This is a genomic window from Erythrobacter dokdonensis DSW-74 (genome assembly GCF_001677335.1).
GTDB lineage: Bacteria > Pseudomonadota > Alphaproteobacteria > Sphingomonadales > Sphingomonadaceae > Erythrobacter > Erythrobacter dokdonensis.
Window position 1 is genome coordinate 251,015 of the sequence record NZ_LZYB01000003.1, and the last position, 20,361, is coordinate 271,375.

A 20,361-nucleotide genomic window follows, 5' to 3' on the forward strand; every position below is an offset into this window, starting at 1 on the left:
GCCATGACAGCATCCACCACCGATCACGCCGATGTGGTCATCGTCGGCACCGGCCATGGCGGCGCGCAGGCGGCGATCGCGCTGCGCCAGCAGGGCCACGAAGGTTCGATCCTGATGATCGGACGCGACAACGCGCCGCCCTATGAACGCCCGCCGCTGTCGAAGGAATACCTCGCCGGGGACAAGGGCTTCCAGCGGATCATGATCCGCCCTGAGAAGTTTTGGGCAGAAAAGGGCATCGCGCTCAAGCTGGGCGCGGCGGTAACGGCGATCGATGCGGCCGCCCACCGGATCACCATCTCGGACGGCAGCATGGTCACCTATCGCAAGCTGATCTGGTCGGGCGGGGGCGATCCGCGCCGTCTGCCGGTGCCGGGCGCGGTGCTACCCGGCGTGTTCTACGTCCGTGACAAGTCCGATGCAGACACGATGATGCTGGCGCTTGAGCGGGGCGCAAGCCGTGCTGTCGTGATTGGCGGCGGCTATATCGGGCTGGAGGCTGCGGCAGTTCTGCGCAAGTTGGGCTGCGAGGTGGTACTGGTCGAGATGCTGCCACGACTGCTTGCGCGGGTGGCGGGAGAGGAACTGTCGCGTTTCTACGCCGAAGAGCACCGTCGCCAGGGCGTTGACGTGCGGCTCGAGACCGGCGTGCAGGCGGTACTTGGCGAGGATGCTGGCAAGGTTACCGGCGTGCGTCTCGACAATGGCGAGGAAGTCGCCTGCGACATGGTGGTTGTCGGCATTGGCATCGTGCCTGCGGTCGGTCCGTTGATCGCAGCGGGAGCTGCGGGCAGCAACGGGGTCGATGTCGATGAATATTGTCGCACCACACTTGACGATATCTATGCGATCGGGGACTGCGCCGCCCACGCCAATCGTTATGCAGACAATGCCGTGATCCGGCTCGAATCCGTACAGAACGCGCACGACATGGCGAATACCGTGGCAAGGGCGATCATGGGCGAGAAGGAGGCCTATGAGGCCCTGCCGTGGTTCTGGTCGAACCAGTACGATCTCAAGCTTCAGACGGCGGGGCTCAATCTCGGCTACGACCAGACGGTGCTTCGTGGTGATCCCGAGGCCCGCAAATTCACCGTGGTCTATTTGAAGAACGGCGTTCCCATCGCTTTCGACTGCGTGGGAACGATGAAGGACTATGTCCAGGGGCGGAAGCTGTTGGAGAGCGGCGTTGGCCGGATCGATCCGGCGCTGCTGGCCGACCCTGAAGTGGCGCTCAAGGATCTGATTTGAGTCGCGCAAGCGCCCACCGCGCTGCCTCTGCCACCACCGGATCGGGATCTTCCGTCAGCGCCTCGACTTGCGCGCCCAGTGCGGTATTGCCGCTGTTGCCTGCCGCGTAGAGGCAGTTCCTAACGAACCGGTCGCGTCCGATGCGCTTGATCGGGGAGCCGGAAAACAGCGCGCGGAAGCCCGCATCATCCAGCGCCAGCAATTCCGCGAGGCGCGGTGCGACCAGTTCGGCGCGGGGTAGGAATTCGCGGATCGCCTGGGCTTCGGAAGCGAACTTGTTCCACGGGCAGACGGCAAGGCAATCGTCACAGCCGTAGACGCGGTTGCCAAGCGTCGCACGGAACTCCTCGGGAACCGGTCCCTTGTGCTCGATGGTGAGGTAGGAAATGCAGCGCCGGGCATCGAGCCTGTAGGGCGCGGGGAAGGCGTTGGTCGGACAGGCGTCGAGGCACGCTCGGCAGGTACCGCACTGGTCGCGGTGGCCTTCCGCAGGCGCAAGCTCGAGCGTGGTGTAGATTGCGCCGAGAAAGAGCCAGGAGCCGTGGGTAGGGCTGACGAGGTTGGTGTGCTTGCCCTGCCAACCGATCCCCGCCGCTTCGCCCAACGGCTTTTCCATAACCGGCGCGGTGTCGACGAATACCTTCACTTCGGCTTGCGGTTCTTCGGCCACCAGCCAGCGGGCCAGTGCCTTGAGCCGCTTCTTCACCACGTCGTGATAGTCGCGCCCTTGGGCATAGACCGAAATGCGGGCGTGCTCGTCCGATGCTTCGAGCGCCAGCGGATCCTGGGCCGGGGCATAACTCATCCCGAGCGCGATCACACTGCGCGCCGCCGGCCACAGGCCTTCGGGCGATCGGCGGTGCTCGGCACGCGCCGCCATCCACTCCATGCTACCGTGATACCCCTCGCCCAGCCATTCCTCCAGCCGCGCACTGCGCAGCGGGTCGTTCCGGGCCGAAGCGATTCCGCAGGCGGCAAAGCCCAGCGCCCTGGCTTCCGCGGCAATGCGAACCGCCAGATCAGGGGTTGCCAGGTCATTAACCATGCTTGGATAGGCTCCCGTTTAATCCTGAAGTCTAACCGGATATGTCATGGACATGGCGGTAAGCGAACAAGGCTGGTCGGGCAATCACGCAACGGGGTTCAGCGCCGTGCCGGCGGATGAACGTCCGCTGGCGATCGAGGCGAAAGGCTTGGTCAAGAGCTTTGACGGCACACGCGCGGTGGACGGCGTGGACATCGCCGTGCCCGAGGGCGCGATCTACGGCATTCTCGGCCCTAACGGGGCGGGAAAGACGACGACCTTGCGGATGCTGCTCGGCATCATCGACCCCGATGAAGGCGTGCGCCGCGTGTTCGGTCATGATCGCCCGCATGATATCGGCCGGTTGATCGGCTACCTGCCCGAGGAACGCGGCCTGTATCCCGCAATGAAGTGTGTTGAGGCGATTGCCTTCATGGGCGCGCTGCGGGGGTTGCCGCTGAAAGAGGGGCGCAAGCGCGCGGTCGAGTTGCTCGATCGCCACGGCCTTGGCCATGCTGCGGACCGCCAGATCCGCCAGCTCTCCAAGGGTATGGCACAAACCGTCCAACTTCTCGGCACGCTGGTGCACAACCCAAGGCTGGTCGTGCTTGACGAGCCCTTCTCGGGGCTCGATGCGATCAATCAGGGCAAGCTTGAAATGATGATCCGCGCACTCGCTGACGAGGGCGTGACGGTGATCTTTTCGACCCACGTGATCCACCATGCCGAGCGCCTGTGCGAAGGGGTGGCGATTATCGCCGGGGGCAAGGTGCCTTACGCGGGCAGCGTCGAGGCGGCGCGCGACCGCATACCGGCGCAGGTGCGTCTGGAGACGCGGGCGCGCGAGGGCGCATGGCTTTCGTTCCTGCCTTCCCAGACGCGGCGCAATGGTGATTTCTTCCACTTTCCGCTCCCCGAAAGCGGTATCGAGCCGCTGCTGAAGGGGTTGATCGAGGGTGAGGCCGGCATCCTGTCGCTGTCGATCGAGCGCGCCGGCCTGCATGATGCCTTCGTCGCCATCGCTGGCGAGGCAGCGGCACGCCAGCTGGAAGCCAACAACGCGGAGGACCGCGCATGAGCATTGTCGATGCCAGCCTGCGTACGCGCCTCTCTGCCCTGGAAGCCGCATGGGTCATCGCCCGTCGAGATTTCGTGGCAGTGCTATTCAGCCGCGCCTTTCTGTTCTTTCTGCTCGGGCCGCTATTCCCGGTTTTCGTCGGCGGCCTTGCCGGCGCGATCGGCGGCGAGGTGCAGCGCGAGGCGGTGAGCGTCGAGATCGGGCTCGCCATGAGCGCCGATGACAATGCCGCCATGATCGCCGCAGGCAAACGTCTGACTCCGCAATTGGGAGGTGCGCTGCCGAGCTTGCGCGAAGTTCCCGAAGCCGCAGGCGATCCCGCATTCGACGCGGAGCGCTTCATGGAGGCGCGGCGTGGGAATTACGCCGCGATCCTCACCGGCACGCTGGCTACCCCGCAACTGGTCGGCACCGAGGGGCAGGTGCGTCGCTGGCAAGGCCCGGTCGGCCTTGTCGCGGGCCATGCGCTCGAAGCCAATCCGGCATCATTTCCCGACGTCGCCAGCGCCTTCGTTGCTACAAGTGCAGCCGCCGAACGCTCGACCCGGATACAGACCGCACAGATCGCCCAGATGTTGCTGTTCCTGCTGACGATGCTGCTGGCAGGCATGGTGCTGTCCAACCTCGTCGAGGAGAAGGCCAACAAGATCATCGAGATCCTGGCCGCCGCGATACCGATGGACGCAGTGTTCATGGGCAAGCTGTTCGCGATGCTGGCAGTGTCCTTCGTGGGTATCGGGGTGTGGGGGCTGACCGCTTTCGGTTTGTGGAGCATCGGCAGCGAGGCGATCATCGCCGCGTCAGGTTTCGATCCGGCCCGCCTGCCGGCACCTGCTGTGGGCTGGCCGCTATTCATCGCGCTTGGGGTGATTTATTTCGCAATGGCCTATCTGCTGCTGGGCGCACTGTTCCTGACAATCGGGGCGATGGCGAACACGGTGCGCGAGGTTCAGACCCTGTCGATGCCGGTCACGATGATGCAACTGATGGTGTTCTTCCTTGCTGCTTATACCATCAAGCAGCCGGGCTCCTCGCTGGAGCTTGCTGCGGTCGTCTTCCCGCTTTCGTCGCCCTTCGCTATGCTGGCCCGTGCGGCGATGGAGCCGGAGCTGTGGACCCACGCGCTGGCGCTGGCGTGGCAGGCTATGGCGGTGCTGGCGCTGGTCAAGGGCGGCTCGCTGCTGTTCCGAAAGCGGGTGATGAAATCGGGTGGAGCAGGGCGCGTGCGGAGGGGCTGGTTTGCCCGTCGCAGCCCGGAGGCAGTTGAACCGGCCGAATAGGTTCCGATTCGCAACCAATATTGACATTGCTGTAAGTTAGGGCAGGATGCGACTCGGACCAGCGCGGCCCCGAACCGGAGGCCGCCGGACGGGAGAGAGACATGGCTACCATCGCCCCGCCTACACCTTCGGGCGTGCAGCGCCCTCAGGTGCGCCGCGAACCGACGTCCTATGAAGCGCTCAAGAAGCACTTCGAGACGCATCCCGAAGAGCGCCCCCAGCATACCCATCCCTGGGATGTCAGCCGCTCGGACATCTATTTCGAGGATCGCTGGCAGCCGATCTTTGCCGAGATGCGCGCCGCCGGTCCGCTGCATTACATCCCCGAGAGCCCCTTCGGCCCCTACTGGGCGGTAGTCGGCCACAAGGCGATCCAGCATATCGAGGCCCTTCCGGAAATCTTCTCTTCGAGCTGGGAGCATGGCGGTATCACCATCTTGAACCGGCTGAGCGAGGAAGAGGCCGCCGCAGCGGGCGTCGACACCCGCGAGCTGCCGATGTTCATCGCCATGGACCGCCCGCAGCACACCGGCCAGCGCCGCACCGTGGCGCCCAAATTCACCCCCACTGCGATTTCCGACATGGAAGCCGAAATCCGTCAGCGCACGGGCGAGCTGCTCGATTCGCTGCCGCGTGGGGAGGTGTTCGACTGGGTCGATACAGTATCGATCGAGCTAACCACCGGCATGCTGGCGATCCTGTTCGGCTTTCCGTTGGAGGACCGCCGCCTGCTCACTTTCTGGTCGGACTGGTCCGGGGATACCGAGCTCGCCACTGTGCGCGAGATGGACTCGCTGCGCTGGAGCATCCTTCAGGAAATGGCCGCCTATTTCCAGTCGCTGTGGATCGAGCGCACGATGGACAAGGAGCCGGGTGACGATCTCATCTCGATGATGATCCACTCGGAAGCGATGAACCAGATGCGGCCCGAGGAATTCATGGGCAATCTGGTGCTCCTGATTGTCGGTGGCAACGATACCACCCGCAACACCATGAGCGGCATCATCCACGCGCTCGACAAGTTCCCTGACCAGCGCAAGCTGTTCGAGGAAAACCCCGAACTCATCCCTAACGCCGTGCAGGAATGCCTGCGGATGCAGACCCCGCTCGCTCACATGCGCCGCACCTGCACCGAAGATACCGAGGTCTTCGGGCAGACCATCAAGGCGGGCGACAAGGTGGTGCTGTGGTACATCAGCGCCAACCGCGACGAGGAAGTGTTCGACAATCCGGACAAGCTCGACATCACCCGCGAAAACGCGCGGCGCCACCTTGCTTTCGGCTACGGCATCCACCGCTGTGTCGGTGCGCGGCTGGCGGAACTGCAATTGCGGGTGCTGCTGGAGGAAATGCACAAACGCCGGATGCGGGTGCACGTGGCGGGCGATGTTGAGCGGGTTCGGGCCAATTTCGTCCATGGCTTCCGCAAGCTCGAGGTCGAGATCACCAGCTTCTGAGACGAGTGCGACAGTTTGCTGAAACTTCCGGGGTGTCTCGGACGTATAACTGTCACGAGTTGATGGAGCCTGACCGATGCTGACCCGCCCGTTTCGTCGCCGCACAATGCTTGCCGCTGCCGGAGCTGGCGCGGCCATGCCGCTTATTGCCGCTTGCGGTGCGTCCGAAGCGCAGGCGAAGTCCTTTCCGGTCAGCAAGTCCGAAGCGGAATGGCGGCGCATCCTCACAAAGGAGCAATACTTCATTCTGCGAGAAGCCGGGACGGAGCGCGCCTTCACCCACCCGCTCAACAAGGAAAAGCGCAAGGGCACCTTCGTGTGCGCTGGTTGCGGCAATCGGCTCTACGCCTCAGCGCATAAATATGACAGCGGCACCGGGTGGCCCAGCTTCTGGCAGCCGATCGAAAAGGGGGCCGTGGGCACCAGCACCGATTACAAGCTCGGCTATCCGCGCACAGAGGTTCATTGCGCCGACTGTGGTGGGCATCTCGGTCATATCTTCGGTGACGGGCCGAAGCCCACTGGCAAGCGCCATTGCATCAACGGTTTGGCGCTGACTTTCGTCCCGGCCTAGCCCTCCAGCAGGGCCGGCGCCTGCAACCGCGCCGCGAGCCGGGCAAAATCGCCGAGCGTGAAGGTATCGTCGAACACCACCCCATAGGAATGGCCGCGCCGCCAGCGCACCTTGGCCCGCACATCGCGCAGCGTGCCCGAGGCATCTGGCGCCTCGATCCGGACACTCTGGTCGATCGCCAGCAGCGCGCTGCATTCGATCCGTGCGCCTTGCTGCGAGAGATTTTCGACCATGGCCTCGCAGGTCATCGCCAGGGTGCTCAGCCTGATAGGAAAGCACAGGCCGAGCCTGAGGCCGCGCTTCGGATAGTCCCCGGACTCGTTGACCAGTCGTGCGACGTCGACAGGTGCTGCGAAAGAGAAACCTGCCTCGTTATCGCGGTGCCAGACCCGGTCGACCACATAGGTCGCGCCGCCGGGCATGTAGAGTTCGAACTGTTGGCAGCTTGGTAACCCGTGGAACAACCGGACACTTATTCCGGTCTCCGAGACATCGCGGATGACGCAGACAAATTCGCCCTGCGCCGATACAAGCTTTGCCGCACGGATGAGCAGGGTGAAGCGCGGCGCAGCCCGCAGGTCGGCGCTGTGCGGCTCCGCATCCTTCTCCAGCCCTGCAGCAATCACTGCCTTGTCCATATCCATGTCGCTTCGCACCCGGCGCACGTTCCGCGGCCGAAGCGGCGGAATGATGCGTATGATCCCATGATTGTCTCAGATGCCTAAGTGGAACAGGTTAAGCGCTGGATAATGCGGGACTAGCCATAATTTCAGACCAGCGGGGCCGGCAGGACAGACCAGGCTACCATTCGCAAGCCAGGCACTCTTGTCCGATTGGGTCCGACCGTGAGAGCGCGGGATGTTGGCAGACCTTCATCGCGCAACTTCAGGATATCACTCGCTGTCCTCGAGTGTGACTGTCTTTCGGGTAATCCGCGCAATGGCCTGACGGGGCAACGGCCGGCGCACGTCTGTGCTGCAGGGACTTTGCTTCGCATAGCTTGCCCAGTTCCGCGGCCGTCCACTATTGGGTACATTCTCGTTTCAGCGCCGCCCAGCAATCCCGGATCAACGAACCAGAAGGCCAAGCCATGCGTGTGCTGATGCTTACCTCCACCCTGCCGCGCTTCGATGGCGACATGCAGGCCAATTTCGTTGGCGAGCAGGCCGAGGCATGGCTGCGGGCAAGAGAAGCGAGCGAAATCACGATCCTTGCGCCGCATGATGCCAAGGCACCTTTGAGGGAGGAACGCGGGCGCTTGAGGATTGAGCGATTCCGCTACATGTGGCCCAAGCGGGCGCAGGGGCTTGCCTATCCGGCGATCCTGCCGAACCTGCGCCGAAATCCGTTCTTGCTTGGACAGCTTCCGCTATTCCTTGCAGCGCAGGCCCGAGCGGCTCTTCGGCTTTCGCGGGAGGGTGGTTTCGACTGCATCTATGCGCACTGGGTCATGCCGCAAGGGCTCGTGGCGCGCTGGCTGAGCCAGCGGACCGGCATTCCCTATGTGCTGCAGACGCATTCTTCCGATCTTGCCGTGTTCGCGAAGTTGGGTGTGGCAGGCAGGGCAATGGCAGCTGGCCTGTTGCGCGACGCCATCCGCTTTTTTTGCGTGAACTCGGGACAGCTGGAGGTGGCAGAAGGCTTCCTGCCCGCAGCCGAACGCGATAGCCTGCGCGCCAAATCGAGTGTCCTGCCAATGGGGGTTGCCCGGCTCGTGGAAGCAGACCCTTCGATCGGTGGAGCGGACCTTGGAACGATCGGGCGTCTGTCACGCAAGAAGGGGCTCGACTACCTTATCGCCGCGCTTGAGGAACTGCATCAGGAGGGGCTGCAGCCGCGGTTCGAGATCGCTGGCGATGGTGAAGAACGCGAAGCGCTAGCGCGCAGGGTCAACCGTTCGGACACACGTTTTCTTGGCTTCTTGACGGGGGCGGAAAAGGAGGCGTTCCTTGCCTCGTGTCAGCGCTTCGTCTTTCCTGCCAGGGCCCATGATGGCGATGTCGAAGGTCTTCCGGTTGCACTGCTCGAAGCCCTGATGCGCGGTCAGCCGGTTCTGGCCACGCAAGATACGAACATCGAACTGCTTCCCGAATGGGAGGCTATTCGCGATCACGTCGTCTTCGTACGCGATCCTGCGGACCTGCCCGCGCTCAAGCATGGGCTGCGCGAACTGCTCGCAAAGCACTCCGGGGAGGGTGCCGAAATTGCGGAGACTGTCGCCCGTTATCGCTGGGAGCGCCTGATCGAGGACTATCTCGCTCCGATCGAGGCAGCTTTAGCTGGAAACGGGGGGTGAAATCCGCGTTTGCGCTGGCAGACACAGCCCGCCCACCCACATCAGGGCATCTCCAACCAGCGTGACGAGGCGCATACCTGCGACGGCCAGAAGGATGTGCTCCTGTTCCAGCAGGGTTTGGAGCAGCATCAGCAGGCTCACTTCCCGCACCCCGATGCCCGCTGGAGCGCCCGGAGTAAGAAACCCCGCGATCCAGCTCACCATGATCGCGCTGCCGACGATCATCGTCGCTTTGGCGTCCGGCATCGTCGCGTCAAACGAGAAAAGCAGAACCATCTGAGCGGCGCAGATGCACAGGAACACAAGGATAAACAGTCCCAACAATCCTGCCGCGATCCGCGGCCGCAGTCTGATGGAAGCAAGCTTTCCGCGCAGGATGAATGTTGCCCCTCCGCCGCAAACCATGGCAACTCCCAGGCTCGCGACCAGGAGCAGTGGCGTGTCAACCGCCGGCGCAGCCCCCAGCGCCAGCGCCGCAAGCACGAGCGCGCCGGCAGCGATCAACACCCCGACGATCTCGATCAGCATCGCCGCCGAGGCGGTGGCCATAGCTATTCCCTCGTTGCGGGCCAGCACCACCCGCCCGACGAGATGGCCGATGTTGCCCGGCAGATACTTGGCGAATTGCGAAATCAGGAAGATGCGCGCCGAACTCGTCCACGAGGCATCAGATCCGCACAGGACAAGCGCAAAATGCCAGCCTGCGGCCATCGGCAAGAAGGCCAGGAGGTATAGCGACAGTGCAAGCGGCAACATGCGCCCCTGCTCGCGGATGATCGGCGCAGCTTCGCTCCAGTTGATTCCCGAGAAGAACTCGAAAGCGAAAAAGCAGATCGCTGCGACCGAGACGGCCGCACCTGCCTGCTTCCATCGGTTTCCGGCTGTGTCACTCATCACGCAGCTTCCTGGCGACCGCGATCAGGCCATGTCCTCCCGGAAGCCATTTCTGCGCCGCGATTGCCGTGTGCATCAACGCCCGGCCGGGCAAGGATTTCAGTATGGGCGCGAGGCGGTTCTCGATCGACCGATCGCGACCGCTGGCGAATGTCGCGTTCTCGCGACTGGGCTGGTTGGCTCGTACCGCCATCTTGCGCCGCGATGCCTCATTGCCGGCAATCCGTATGAGGTCGCCAAGCAACCCGCCATAAACCTCGACCGAAACCACGACGAGACCCGCCTGCACAAGCAGGGCGCGGAATTCTTCGGGTTCGAACCGTTGGACATGGCCTGCCCACTCGTCCGATGCGCCCCATTTGGCCTGGAAAGCCGGGACGGTGGCGAGGAAGTATCCGCCATCCTTGAGATGCTCGACCCATTCCCGAATAGTCTGCAGCGGGTCGTCAACATGCTCAAGCACTTCGGTCGAGACGATGTAATCCACATTGCAGAGCGTGGCACGTTCCACCACTTCAAAGTTCGGCGCGAAATGCGCGGCGCAGCGACGGGCCATGGCACGCGATTGCGCGTCCGGCTCGACGGCCTGCCCTCGGAACCCCAGACGGTCCCAGTCTGCCAGCAGGCGACCGGCGCCGCATCCCATCTCAAGCAGTGTGGCAGGCTGCCAACTGCCCACGGTGTCCAGCAGCGCCGCCCGCCGGATTATGTGCGCGGGAGAAGGGAACCAGCCATCATCGCCCAGGGCGCCGAGCAAGGGGTCGACCTGTCCGGCGGACTGTCTGTCCAGGGGGATATTGCCATGCTGGATACTGTTCATCGGGATGCCGTCCCCATTGTCGTATCGCCCTCTGCGTCCGGCTTGGTGCCTGCCGCGCGGTCGCAGGGCTTGCGAACGATTGCGATCACGCCATTGGCGAGCAAGCCGCTACGGTCGGTCCACGCATCGAAAAAGTGAGCCAGAACCGAGAATGGCGCGTTGATCGCAGCGAACAGTCGCGTGCCGATGATCGGCAGTATGCTGAACAGCGCGCATCCCAAGGTTGCCAGCTGGTGGTGCACGAAGCAGGCAAGCCCGCCATAGTGGGCAAGTTCGAGGAGCTCTAGGCCCTCGCTTTCAACCAGGTGTTGCAGCCCTGCAGGCGTGTATCGCTGGAAATCATGTGGCAGCTCATGCTGGCGGCTGAGATGCGGGACCGAGATTACCGCCATGCCACCCGGCTTGAGGACACGGTGGATTTCGGCCACGGCAGCAGTCGGGTCGGGCAGGTGTTCGAGAACCTGGTGGCACACTACGCCATCATATCGGTCGGTCGGTACTTGGGGCATATGCTGGAGATCGGCAGTCCAAGTCACCTGTTCATCGCCGCGCGGTGCAATATCGACGCTTTCGCGCCTTCCCCGGCGCGTGATAATCGAGGCCCATCCGCCACGACCGGAGCCGGCATCGAGGGTAAGGCCGCCAGATACGGCAAGCGTCATCAACTCCCCGCGCCGCCAAAGGGCATAGGTCGTTCCCGAGAACATCCTGTTGGCAAATTTCTCGATGCCCGCGTTGCGATCGAGCGCGCGGTTGCGCGCCGCAGCGATGCGCGAGCGTGCCGCACTCTCGCGGACACTTGCGAATTTGGCCGATGCGTTGCCGCCACTAACGCTGTCATGCATTTCGGTCACCCGTGAGGAGCAGTTGCAAGGTCATGCTGGTGGCGTCGGGCCTTCCCGCCGTCGCCCGGCATGGAGGCGGGTTCGTGTCACCAGGCCGGAGCATAGGGGCGCTCCGGGGGCGGATAGGCGGGAGGTTCGAGGTTCCGGCCCCACACCAGGCGAACCTCGCCTTGGCGCGCGCCGGAAGCTTCGTGCATCCCGCGTTCGAGATTGACGATGTCACCTTCGCTGTAACGGCTGCCACCAATCATGATCGAGCCGCCTGCAACGGTATAGGGGCCGGGGACCCGGATACCGAATTTGTGGCTGGAGCTTCCGACAGGAATTATTTCGCCTGCCAGCAGGAACGGTCCCCAGAAGGGGATGTAGGTATCGAGCAGTGCTTCCCGGTCCATGGCGGTGAACATCTTGCCGCCTCCGGGCAGAAGGACCTCCTCTTCGGGATTGCCAAACAGCCGATCGAATTGCTCGTCATTGCTCATCAGCAGCGGCACGGCTTGCTGTGCCATTACTTCGCTGTAGATCGACCTGTTCGCTGTCTGGAGACCCTTGATCGTCAGAAAGGTCATGAACGGGTTTGCCTTTTCCAATCTCGGCAGCATTCCCATGAAATCGAAGTAGGCAAGGCCATCCGGGAATATCTCTTGTGCCGCACGGATCAGTTGCCGCTGGCTTTCGAGGGGGGATGGGGGCTCGTTGGCGAAGGTGCTGACGCCGCTGATGAAAAGGATCGCGCCCACCAGCAGCGGGGCTGACTTCTTGATGATCCAATCGACGCTGACGCTGCATGCGATCAACACCCACGGCAGCATGAAGACGTAGAAATAGGGCGCTGTGTTGTGATAATAGATCAGCGTGGTGATGGTGGCGAACATTCCCGCCAGCGCAATTTTTTCGGACGTGGGTCGCCCCCCCAACTGCAGCACGAACAATGCGACAAGCAGCGTGACGAGCGGCGCCCTGATCGCCGCCGACAGCGCCATCCCCCAGAACGGCTTTGGCTCCAGTGCGAACATGACGTTGCCGATCCCGCCAGCTGTCTTGCCGGCAGTTTCAGCCGATACAGTCGGCAATGCGCCCAAGTGCGCCAGATAGAGCAGCCCGGCGATAGCGATGGCGAGAACGCCGAGCAGCGCCACTCGGACGGCAAAGGCCGATGCGAAAGAATGTTCACTCCAGCGCAACCAGATGAGTCCGGCAAAGGCCGGTGCAAGGAGCACGATCTTGATCGTCAGGATGCTCGAGAGGCCGATCATCGCCCCGGCTGCCAGGATCGTCTTCCAGTCCATCGGACGAACCATGATGATCCAGGCCGCGCACAGCGTCAGGGCTGTCACAGGCGGGTCGAACCGGAAGGAATAGCCATGCCCGAAGACGTAGGGGAAGGTGATATAGGCAAGCGCGCAGATCAGACCGACCGTTCGGCTGCTGAACCGCTCGGCCAGCGCCACGATTGCCGCGAGGATGGTCAACTCGAACCCGAACATCATCACGCGCAGCGCAATGATATGATCGATCGGGTCCCCCGGCAGTTCGACGATCCAGACCAGAGCCCTGGTAAAGGCGGTGTTGACCGCCTGATTTAGCCGTCCGTCGTGCAGTTCCCACAGCAGGTGGTAATGGTGGAACTCGTCCCAATTGATCCCGCGCCGGAACACCTCGCCGAATTGCAGCACGAGAATGACCGCGATGAATGCGATCAGCCAGGTGCTGGTATCCAGCGCGAACCGTATCTTTTGCTGGTCGGGCAGGACGCTGGCGCCGGGAGAAGCCGATGCGCTCATCCGGCGAGCCTTTGCGGGACCACGTCGCTGGTCGGCCGGCCGGTCTCGTCGTCTGGCATTTTCTGAGCCTGTCCCTCGCCGCGATCGAGCTTGTCTTCAAGCTTGCGCAGCTTGAGAAGAGCCGCCTCGAGCAGCTTGCGATTGGTCGCGATCAGATCGGCAAGTATGCCCAGCGTCACCACCAGCACGCCCACTGTGAGGAGGGCCCCGCCCAGCACCAGAGACTGGATGTGTCCATCCCCGTCCCCGTTAAGCGCAAACCACAGGAACCGCCCGATCGGAACCAGTCCGATAAGCGTTGCCACCGCGCCAAGGCCTACAAATACCCGCAGCGCATTGAAGGTCGTATAGGCGCGCAGGATAGTGACACCGGTCTGCTGGATGAAGCGCGGGATCGATTTAAACAGCCGCGAAGGGCGCGTGGCTGCATGGGTTCGCACCGGCACCGAAGTTATCGCCAGACGCTTGCGTCCCGCCTGGATCAGCATGTCGGTGGTGTAGCTGAATTCGGTGGTGATATTGATCCGCTGCGCAGCTTCGCGGCTGATAGCGCGAAAGCCCGAGACGGCATCGGTAATGTCGGTCGCCGAAAGCGTGCGTACGACATAACTGCCCAGCCGCTGGAGCAGGCGTTTGCCCGGTCCGAAATGCTGATTGCGCGCCACCGAACGGTCGCCGATGCAGATGTCGGCTTCACCGGCGACGACCGGGGCGACGATCTTGGCGATATCGGCCCCTTCATACTGGCCGTCGGCATCGGTGTTGACGATGATGTCTGCGCCCTCGGCAAGACATCGTTCGAGCCCCGATCGAAACGCCTCGGCCAGGCCCCGGTTGCGGCGGTGGCGAACGATGTGGTGCACACCCCAGCGACGCGCAACACCGGACGTGTCGTCCGTGCTGCCATCGTCGATCACGCAATATTCGATCGTATCGATACCCGGGATGCTCCGCGGCAGTTTGGCGAGGGTATCGGGCAGGCCCGCTGCCTCGTTCAGACAGGGTATCTGGATGATCAGCTTGGTCATGATAAGGTCGATACCCTTGGGATGCCCCTCTAATTCCCGGCCGACTCCCGTGTCACTCCCATTTCCGGAGCGCGCATTCTCGTCGGTATGGGCTGCTTTACCCGCTGGGCTTTAAGCAATCGTAAACCGTGCTTTTATGGAAAGGGTTAGGAGTCGCGCATATCGACCGCGTGCCAGAACAGGGCCGTCCGCCGCACCTTGCCCGGATTGCTCTCCCGATCAGCCGTGAGCTGCTCATCGCGCCCGTCATCAAAAGGCAACCCATGTCTCGACCGCCATCGCTTGGTATGCAAGTAACGGTGGCAAGGTAACTCGAAGTTCGCTTCATCCTGGGGAGGATTGTCATGACAAAACGATGGATCGCCGTTGCTCTTATGGTCACGAGCGCGCTGTCCGCGCCGATCGCGCGCGCACAGCCGCAAGAAACCAAGCTGCTGCGAGACCCAGCCCTGTCCGACACTGCGCTGGCCTTCGTCTATGCCGGTGACATCTGGATCGCGGCGCCCGACGGTAGCAACCCTGTGCGGCTCACCTCCCATCCCGCCGATGAACGCGATCCGGTGTTTTCGCCCGACGGGACCAAGATCGCCTACACCGCCAACTATGACGGCAATGCAGATGTTTTCGTTATCGATGTGACCGGCGGCGAGCCCCAGCGGCTCACCTGGCATCCGGGCGACGATGCCGCAGTCGACTGGACGCCGGGCGGCGAGGCAGTGGCGATAGTCAGCGCGCGAGAGCGGCGCGCCGGGCGATCGGGCCAGCTTTTCCATGTCGCGCTGGATGGCGGTCTGCCCAGGAAGGTATCCGAGGCTCAGGTGTTCTCGGGCAGCTACGACGAGACCGGCAAGCTCTTCGCGGCGGTGCCTTGGGGATCGGCCAACGCGGTGCTGACCGGCGGGGTCAATGGCTGGCGCGGCTATCGCGGTGGACGCGCACCCTCGATCCAGCTGATCGATTTCACGGGCAGGTCCGTGACCGAGATTCCCGGCGACCGCACCAGCGAATTCGATCCTGTGTGGATGGATGGCCAGCTCTATTTTCTCTCCGACCGCTGGAACACCCGCGCCAACATCTTCCGCTATGATCCCGCCAACGGTGCGTTGGCGCAGCTTACCCGCGAGAGCGACTGGGACATTCGCAACATCACCGCCAAGAACGGGCGTATCGTTTACGAGGCGGGCGGTCGCTTTCATGCGCTTGACGTCGCCAGCGGCGGTGTCTCGCCCTTGCCGATCCGCCTTGTCGTCGATCTTCCCGCCCGCCGTCCGGGCTGGAAGCCGGTCGCCGGACAGATGACCAGCGCCGCCCTGTCGCCTTCCGGTGCGCGCGTTGCGGTGACCGCACGCGGCGAGGTTTTCACGGTGCCCACCGACAAGGGCGCTACCCGCAACATCTCCCAGAGCGCCGCTACGCGGGATTACACGGCGATCTGGTCCGATGACGGCACACGGCTTGCCTATGTCACCGACGACGGTGCGGGCCAAGTGCTCAAGATCGAGGACCAGAGTGGGATCGAGCCCGTGCGCACGATTCCCTTGGGTGAGGACTTCCACGAGCTCATTGCCTGGGGGAACGCGGGCAAACATCTGGTGGTGGCGACCAGCAAGCTGACACTCGAAGCGATCGAGGTCGCGACGGGCAGCCGCTGGCAGATCGCGCAAAGCCCTCGGCGCAACGGCAATTTCGACGCCGCCATCTCACCCAAGGGGCGCTGGGTCGCTTACACGACCCGCGGCGTCAACGCGAATGCGGCGCTCAGTCTCTACGATCTCGATAGCAAGCGCAATTTCCCGGTGACGGAAGGTTTTGCCGATGTCGGGTCGCCGACCTTTTCCAAGGACGGCAAGCTCCTGTTCTTCGCCGCCTCGACCACGGCAGGGTCGGTATATGACGGGCTCGACATGACCACGCAGGACCGGCCGTACCGAGCCGGTCTTTATGCGGCGGTGCTGGAGGCGGATGGCGAGTCCCCGCTTGCGCCCGTGCTTGCCAACGAGGAGCCGGACAAGGGTGAGGAGGACAAGGACGCGGGCAAGAAGGGCAGCGGAAAAGATGGCTCCAATGCCAAGGATGAAAGGCCCGCAGTCGATCCCGCTGGCTTGGATCAGCGCATCGTGGCCCTGCCCGTGGCTGAAGCCTTCTATACAAGCCTCGCCACTGCCAAGGACGGCTCGCTGTTCTTTGTCGAGCGGGCTCAGGCAGGGGGCGCGACCGGCCCTGGCAGCGGGCAGGAACGGGCGAGGTTGCTGCGCTTCGACTTCGAGGATCGCAAAGCCGAGGAGGTCGGGCAGGGCATCGTCTCGGTCGAGACCGATGCCAAGGGCGAGAAGCTGTTGCTGACCAAGTCCGATCAGTCGCTGCTTACCACCGATGCGGGCAAGAAGCTCGAGCCCAAGCCGGTAAACATGGCGGGCGTGAAGATGCTGATCGATCCCATGTCTGAATGGAAACAGATCTTTGCCGATGTCCACCGCATGGAGAAGCAGTATTTCTACGATCCGAACATGCACGGTCTCGATTGGGACGCGGTGCGGGCCAAGTTCGAACCCCTGCTCGCGCATGTCGGACGGCGCGAGGACCTCAACGAGGTGCTGGTGGAAATGGCGGGCGAGATGGGAGTCGGCCACAACTATATCGGCGGGGGAGATGTCTACGACAACAGTGCCGCGGCTCCGGGTCTCCTGGGCGCGGACATAACGGTCGAAAACGGACGTTACCGGATCAAGCGGATCTTCACCGGCGAGAAGTGGAACCCCTTCCTCGCCGCGCCGCTTGCTGCGCCCGGAGTCGATGTGAACGAAGGCGACTACATCATTGCCATCAACGGCCAGCAGCTGACCGCCAGCGACAATATCTATGCCGCGCTTTCGGGTGCGCGCGGCATGCAGGTCGCGCTTACCGTCGCGGCGACGCCCGACGGCCCGCGCCGCACCTCTACGGTCGAGCCTGTCGCCGACGAGGGACAGCTGCGCCTGTGGGCATGGATCGAGGGGAACCGCAAGCGGGTCGATGAGGCGAGCGGCGGGCGGGTCGCCTATGTCTATATGCCGAACACTGCCGGTGCCGGCTTCACCTTCTTCAACCGGATGTATTTCGCCCAGACCGACAAGCAAGCGCTGATCCTGGACGAGCGTTCCAACGGCGGCGGGCAGGCAGCGAACTACATCATCGATGTGCTCTCGCGCCGGTGGCTGGCGGGGTGGAAGGACCGCCAGGGGCTTGAATATGCGACACCGGGCGGCGGGATTTACGGGCCCAAGGTCATGCTGATCGACCAGTACGCGGGCTCTGGCGGAGACTGGATGCCTTATGCCTTCCGCGAAAGCGGTCTGGGTACGTTGATCGGCACCCGGACTTGGGGCGGATTGATCGGGATCAGTGCCAATCCCGACCTGATTGACGGCGGGCGCTTGGCGGTACCCAATTTCCGCTTCTACGATACCGACGGCCGATGGACGATCGAGAACGAAGGCGTTGCTCCCGACATCCGGGTAGAGCTCGACCAGCTGGCGCTCGACCGCGGGCAGGATACGCAGCTCGAAGCCGCGATAGCGACGGTGTTGCAACAACTCGAAGCCGCAACGTCCCCGGTCAAGGCGCCTCCGCCGTTCCCTACAGAGATTGGCAAGTGACGCTGATTGCCGGGGAACGGGGCCCGCCTGGCGGAGACGGCAGCAAAATCGGAAGTCGTGTTCGGGGGCGTCTCAGCCCCCGCACATGTAATGCCGTTTTTGAGCCATTTCAGCGATTTGCCGCTCGCCCGGGTGGCCGAAACAGACGAATCGGCGCAGGACAAGGCGCAGAAATCGCCTGATATCAAGGAAATGGTGCCAGAAGAGTACCATTATCGTTTGTCTAAATAATTGAATTGTCGAAAAAGTCTCGGCGGAATCTCCTTATTGCCCCATCGCCTTTGCCCCGGGACCAGATCGAAAACATGGTTCGATTCCGGAAAAGATCCCGAACCGCAGGCAAGAAGGTGCCGCTTCGCGATTCGCTAAGCGTCACCCGCATACCCGCGTCCGCCAATTCATGCATGTTACAAAGGCAGAAACGATACGATGACGCAATCTCGGAAGGTGCCTTCCTAGGCTACCTTGACAGCGACATTCCTACGCTTCAACTGGCGAAGCTACGGCCGCCGAAACCTTCTCCTTCTCTAGCGGCCCACGCCAAATTTTCCGTGCCACTTCGAACAGCGCTTGCCCTCGTTGAAGAATAGTCTCTTCGTCCCAATGATCGAAAGCGTTGAGCTCCCGATTGAGCGTTAGGCTGGCGTGGGCACGAACGGCTGGCATCTTCACTGAAAACGGACCGTTCGAGACGGTCGCATTGAGTGAATGCGTTAAGAGTGTCAGATTGCCAAGTTTGTTGATTGCCTGTTCCCGCTCCATCTCACGGGCCAATTGATCGACGTCGATTTCATCTTCCGTTACGTGCTCGAAGCCTGGCACGGGCCATTGAGACCGCCACTTCTGCGGCATGATATGTTCGATCGTGAGTTCGGATTTAATTTCGATCTCTTCGCTCAGCGCCGTCCGCTTGGACTTCTCAATCGCTTCGAAAAGATATCTCAGGCGAGGCTGACGTGGCCCCTTGTACTGATCTCGACCGAGCCAACCAGCCTTCCATTCCTCATCGTTCGGCCAACGATTGAGCTCGCTGTCACCGCTCGAAAGTTGCACCTCCAGCGCACGCAGTGCCGGCAAACTGGAACTTCGAACCTTATCCAGCACATCGATAAACATGCGGTTATAGTTCTTCGTCGTTAGGCCGCAGATATCGCGCCGCAAGATAAAGGCTTCGATCATGGCCAAGGCATCAGGAAGATCCTGGTCAATAGCTCCATCGGTCGCAAGATAGAGCACTAACGGCATAGCGGTGGACACGTCGAATGCCTTGGCAAAACGTCCGAAGCGGCCGAGCACATCGTCGCTCCGCTGCTCTGCGATGCGCCGGTGGATCGCAGCGCTGCTCGAAATTGACTGCAGTTCCTGCTCAACCGAAGAGAATGGGGTCTCGTTCAGAATCCAGCGACGATAGCTTTCGAAGAGTTGCTCGACAGAGACGACCTCCGCCCGCTTCATCGAGAGGTGATCAACCAGCAACCAGTCCAATCGCGGCTTGGTCTGACGCCCCCGGTTGTCTTCTTCGCGCCAGAACCAGCGATCAAGCGGCAACCAGTGCTCGGAATAGAGTTTGTCGACGTTGAGTGAGCCATGTTCTTGGCCAAGACCCTTAGCGCGCTGAAAGATAAAGTTGCGCATGAGGTCACCGGCCGAAAGGTCGACGCCGCGGCTGTTGAGAGTCTCGAAGATCGTCTGCGGATCATCGCCGCCTTCCAGCTCGATCGAGACGGCGGCAAGTCCAGCTTGCAGCGCCTCGTAAAGTTTTTCCAGCCGAAACGCGTCAAACGCGCCGTCGACGGTGACGTGCTCCTCGATCCGCGCCTTGAACCAGGCATGCGCCGCAACCGCCGGACGGACGACACCTTCTTCATCGTCCGGCGCAGCCCCGATGGACGCCAAGTCCGCATTTGGATCGATCAGGTGAACGAAGGAACGTCGGTCTGTCAGCGTCGGCCAAAGCTTGAAACGCTCCACTTCCGGCGTCTCCATTACGCCGTCGTTATATATCAGTTTGCTGATCTCCTGCCCGTAGACAGAGCCGTGCGCGTTGGCCACGTCGCGGAACGCCGCAAGCAATAGTTGGAAAGTCGTCAGGCGCTGCTGTCCGTCGATCACCTCGAACGCCTGCACTTGCTTTCCGAAAGTCTTGATCTGAGCGATGACGATTGCGCCCATAAAGTGCGGCGTTGCGGCCTGTCGATCTGCCTCCAGCCGCATAACCGCTCGCTCGATATCCTCCCATAGCAGCTCGAGTTGCGGCGAAACGCTCCAAGCATATTGGCGCTGATAGAGCGGGATCAGGTAGCGCTTCTTGCCGTCGAACAGCTCAATGATCGAGCGGGTGAATGGTCTCATTGGTCGCCCCCCATAGTGAGGCTCAAACATCTCATTTCTTGAG

General features: G+C 62.4%; 15 protein-coding genes. 7 read left to right on the forward strand and 8 right to left on the reverse strand.

Going from position 1 to position 20,361, the window contains the following annotated elements; all coding sequences use genetic code 11:
- Positions 1–3 precede the first annotated feature (3 nt).
- Positions 4–1,251 carry an NAD(P)/FAD-dependent oxidoreductase gene (locus I603_RS07595; RefSeq protein ID WP_068863709.1) on the forward strand — a complete coding sequence of 416 codons (1,248 nt, stop codon included), beginning with the start codon at positions 4–6 and terminating at the stop codon, positions 1,249–1,251.
- On the opposite strand, the gene queG is transcribed toward I603_RS07595, so the two are convergent.
- The gene (queG, locus tag I603_RS07600; RefSeq protein ID WP_068863711.1) at positions 1,235–2,296 is read right to left on the reverse strand and encodes a tRNA epoxyqueuosine(34) reductase QueG; all 1,062 of its coding nucleotides are present in this window, start codon (positions 2,294–2,296) and stop codon (positions 1,235–1,237) included. The two genes, I603_RS07595 and queG, sit on opposite strands and share 17 nt — an antisense overlap.
- A gap of 46 nt (positions 2,297–2,342) precedes the next feature.
- On the opposite strand from queG, the gene I603_RS07605 reads away from it, so the two are divergent.
- The 4 genes from I603_RS07605 to msrB all read left to right on the forward strand — a co-directional run bounded on the left by I603_RS07605 (position 2,343) and on the right by msrB (position 6,664).
- The gene (locus tag I603_RS07605; protein WP_068863713.1) at positions 2,343–3,353 is read left to right on the forward strand and encodes an ABC transporter ATP-binding protein; all 1,011 of its coding nucleotides are present in this window, start codon (positions 2,343–2,345) and stop codon (positions 3,351–3,353) included.
- Positions 3,350–4,633 (forward strand): ABC transporter permease, encoded by a 1,284-nt coding sequence (locus tag I603_RS07610; protein WP_068863715.1) that lies wholly within the window; start codon positions 3,350–3,352, stop codon positions 4,631–4,633. Before I603_RS07605 ends, I603_RS07610 begins: the two co-directional genes overlap by 4 nt.
- A gap of 101 nt (positions 4,634–4,734) precedes the next feature.
- On the forward strand, positions 4,735–6,090 hold the full coding sequence (locus I603_RS07615; RefSeq protein ID WP_068863717.1) for a cytochrome P450: 1,356 nt from the start codon (positions 4,735–4,737) through the stop codon (positions 6,088–6,090).
- A 76-nt stretch (positions 6,091–6,166) separates the two neighbouring features.
- Positions 6,167–6,664 carry a peptide-methionine (R)-S-oxide reductase MsrB gene (gene msrB, locus I603_RS07620; RefSeq protein WP_068863719.1) on the forward strand — a complete coding sequence of 166 codons (498 nt, stop codon included), beginning with the start codon at positions 6,167–6,169 and terminating at the stop codon, positions 6,662–6,664.
- Here the strand turns inward: msrB and I603_RS07625 are convergent.
- A complete protein-coding gene (locus I603_RS07625; protein WP_232305290.1) occupies positions 6,661–7,308 on the reverse strand; it encodes a PilZ domain-containing protein in 648 nt (215 codons plus the stop codon). The two genes, msrB and I603_RS07625, sit on opposite strands and share 4 nt — an antisense overlap.
- A 446-nt stretch (positions 7,309–7,754) precedes the next feature.
- Here I603_RS07625 and I603_RS07630 point away from each other — a divergent pair, with 446 nt between their 5' ends.
- A complete protein-coding gene (locus I603_RS07630) occupies positions 7,755–8,960 on the forward strand; it encodes a glycosyltransferase (RefSeq protein WP_068863721.1) in 1,206 nt (401 codons plus the stop codon).
- Here the strand turns inward: I603_RS07630 and I603_RS07635 are convergent.
- From I603_RS07635 to I603_RS07655, 5 genes are all read right to left on the reverse strand, one after another.
- Positions 8,940–9,854 carry a lysylphosphatidylglycerol synthase domain-containing protein gene (locus I603_RS07635; protein ID WP_068863724.1) on the reverse strand — a complete coding sequence of 305 codons (915 nt, stop codon included), beginning with the start codon at positions 9,852–9,854 and terminating at the stop codon, positions 8,940–8,942. The two genes, I603_RS07630 and I603_RS07635, sit on opposite strands and share 21 nt — an antisense overlap.
- Entirely contained in the window at positions 9,847–10,674 is an 828-nt protein-coding gene (locus I603_RS07640; RefSeq protein ID WP_068863726.1) for a class I SAM-dependent methyltransferase, read from the reverse strand. The genes I603_RS07635 and I603_RS07640 overlap by 8 nt, the downstream gene beginning before the upstream one ends.
- Positions 10,671–11,519: a class I SAM-dependent methyltransferase gene (locus tag I603_RS07645; protein WP_198157229.1), complete on the reverse strand. Its 849-nt coding sequence runs from the start codon at positions 11,517–11,519 to the stop codon at positions 10,671–10,673. Before I603_RS07645 ends, I603_RS07640 begins: the two co-directional genes overlap by 4 nt.
- Positions 11,520–11,605: 86 nt before the next feature.
- Positions 11,606–13,303 carry a hypothetical protein gene (locus I603_RS07650; RefSeq protein ID WP_068863730.1) on the reverse strand — a complete coding sequence of 566 codons (1,698 nt, stop codon included), beginning with the start codon at positions 13,301–13,303 and terminating at the stop codon, positions 11,606–11,608.
- Positions 13,300–14,331 (reverse strand): glycosyltransferase family 2 protein, encoded by a 1,032-nt coding sequence (locus I603_RS07655; RefSeq protein ID WP_068863732.1) that lies wholly within the window; start codon positions 14,329–14,331, stop codon positions 13,300–13,302. The genes I603_RS07650 and I603_RS07655 overlap by 4 nt, the downstream gene beginning before the upstream one ends.
- 344 nt (positions 14,332–14,675) lie before the next feature.
- On the opposite strand from I603_RS07655, the gene I603_RS07660 reads away from it, so the two are divergent.
- A complete protein-coding gene (locus I603_RS07660; RefSeq protein WP_068863734.1) occupies positions 14,676–17,966 on the forward strand; it encodes a S41 family peptidase in 3,291 nt (1,096 codons plus the stop codon).
- Between the two features lie 480 nt (positions 17,967–18,446).
- Here I603_RS07660 and I603_RS07665 read toward each other — a convergent pair whose 3' ends face one another.
- Positions 18,447–20,318, reverse strand: coding sequence for a DUF262 domain-containing protein (locus tag I603_RS07665; RefSeq protein WP_068863736.1), 1,872 nt, complete (start codon positions 20,316–20,318; stop codon positions 18,447–18,449).
- Positions 20,319–20,361 lie beyond the last annotated feature (43 nt).

Excerpts from the sequence above, each read along its gene's own strand:
- I603_RS07595 (WP_068863709.1), top strand. The coding sequence starts at position 4 with ATGACAGCATCCACCACCGATCACGCCGATGTGGTCATCGTCGGCACC.
- queG (WP_068863711.1), bottom strand. The coding sequence starts at position 2,296 with ATGGTTAATGACCTGGCAACCCCTGATCTGGCGGTTCGCATTGCCGCG.
- I603_RS07605 (WP_068863713.1), top strand. The coding sequence starts at position 2,343 with ATGGACATGGCGGTAAGCGAACAAGGCTGGTCGGGCAATCACGCAACG.
- I603_RS07610 (WP_068863715.1), top strand. The coding sequence starts at position 3,350 with ATGAGCATTGTCGATGCCAGCCTGCGTACGCGCCTCTCTGCCCTGGAA.
- I603_RS07615 (WP_068863717.1), top strand. The coding sequence starts at position 4,735 with ATGGCTACCATCGCCCCGCCTACACCTTCGGGCGTGCAGCGCCCTCAG.
- msrB (WP_068863719.1), top strand. The coding sequence starts at position 6,167 with ATGCTGACCCGCCCGTTTCGTCGCCGCACAATGCTTGCCGCTGCCGGA.
- I603_RS07625 (WP_232305290.1), bottom strand. The coding sequence starts at position 7,308 with ATGGATATGGACAAGGCAGTGATTGCTGCAGGGCTGGAGAAGGATGCG.
- I603_RS07630 (WP_068863721.1), top strand. The coding sequence starts at position 7,755 with ATGCGTGTGCTGATGCTTACCTCCACCCTGCCGCGCTTCGATGGCGAC.
- I603_RS07635 (WP_068863724.1), bottom strand. The coding sequence starts at position 9,854 with ATGAGTGACACAGCCGGAAACCGATGGAAGCAGGCAGGTGCGGCCGTC.
- I603_RS07640 (WP_068863726.1), bottom strand. The coding sequence starts at position 10,674 with ATGAACAGTATCCAGCATGGCAATATCCCCCTGGACAGACAGTCCGCC.
- I603_RS07645 (WP_198157229.1), bottom strand. The coding sequence starts at position 11,519 with ATGCATGACAGCGTTAGTGGCGGCAACGCATCGGCCAAATTCGCAAGT.
- I603_RS07650 (WP_068863730.1), bottom strand. The coding sequence starts at position 13,303 with ATGAGCGCATCGGCTTCTCCCGGCGCCAGCGTCCTGCCCGACCAGCAA.
- I603_RS07655 (WP_068863732.1), bottom strand. The coding sequence starts at position 14,331 with ATGACCAAGCTGATCATCCAGATACCCTGTCTGAACGAGGCAGCGGGC.
- I603_RS07660 (WP_068863734.1), top strand. The coding sequence starts at position 14,676 with ATGACAAAACGATGGATCGCCGTTGCTCTTATGGTCACGAGCGCGCTG.
- I603_RS07665 (WP_068863736.1), bottom strand. The coding sequence starts at position 20,318 with ATGAGACCATTCACCCGCTCGATCATTGAGCTGTTCGACGGCAAGAAG.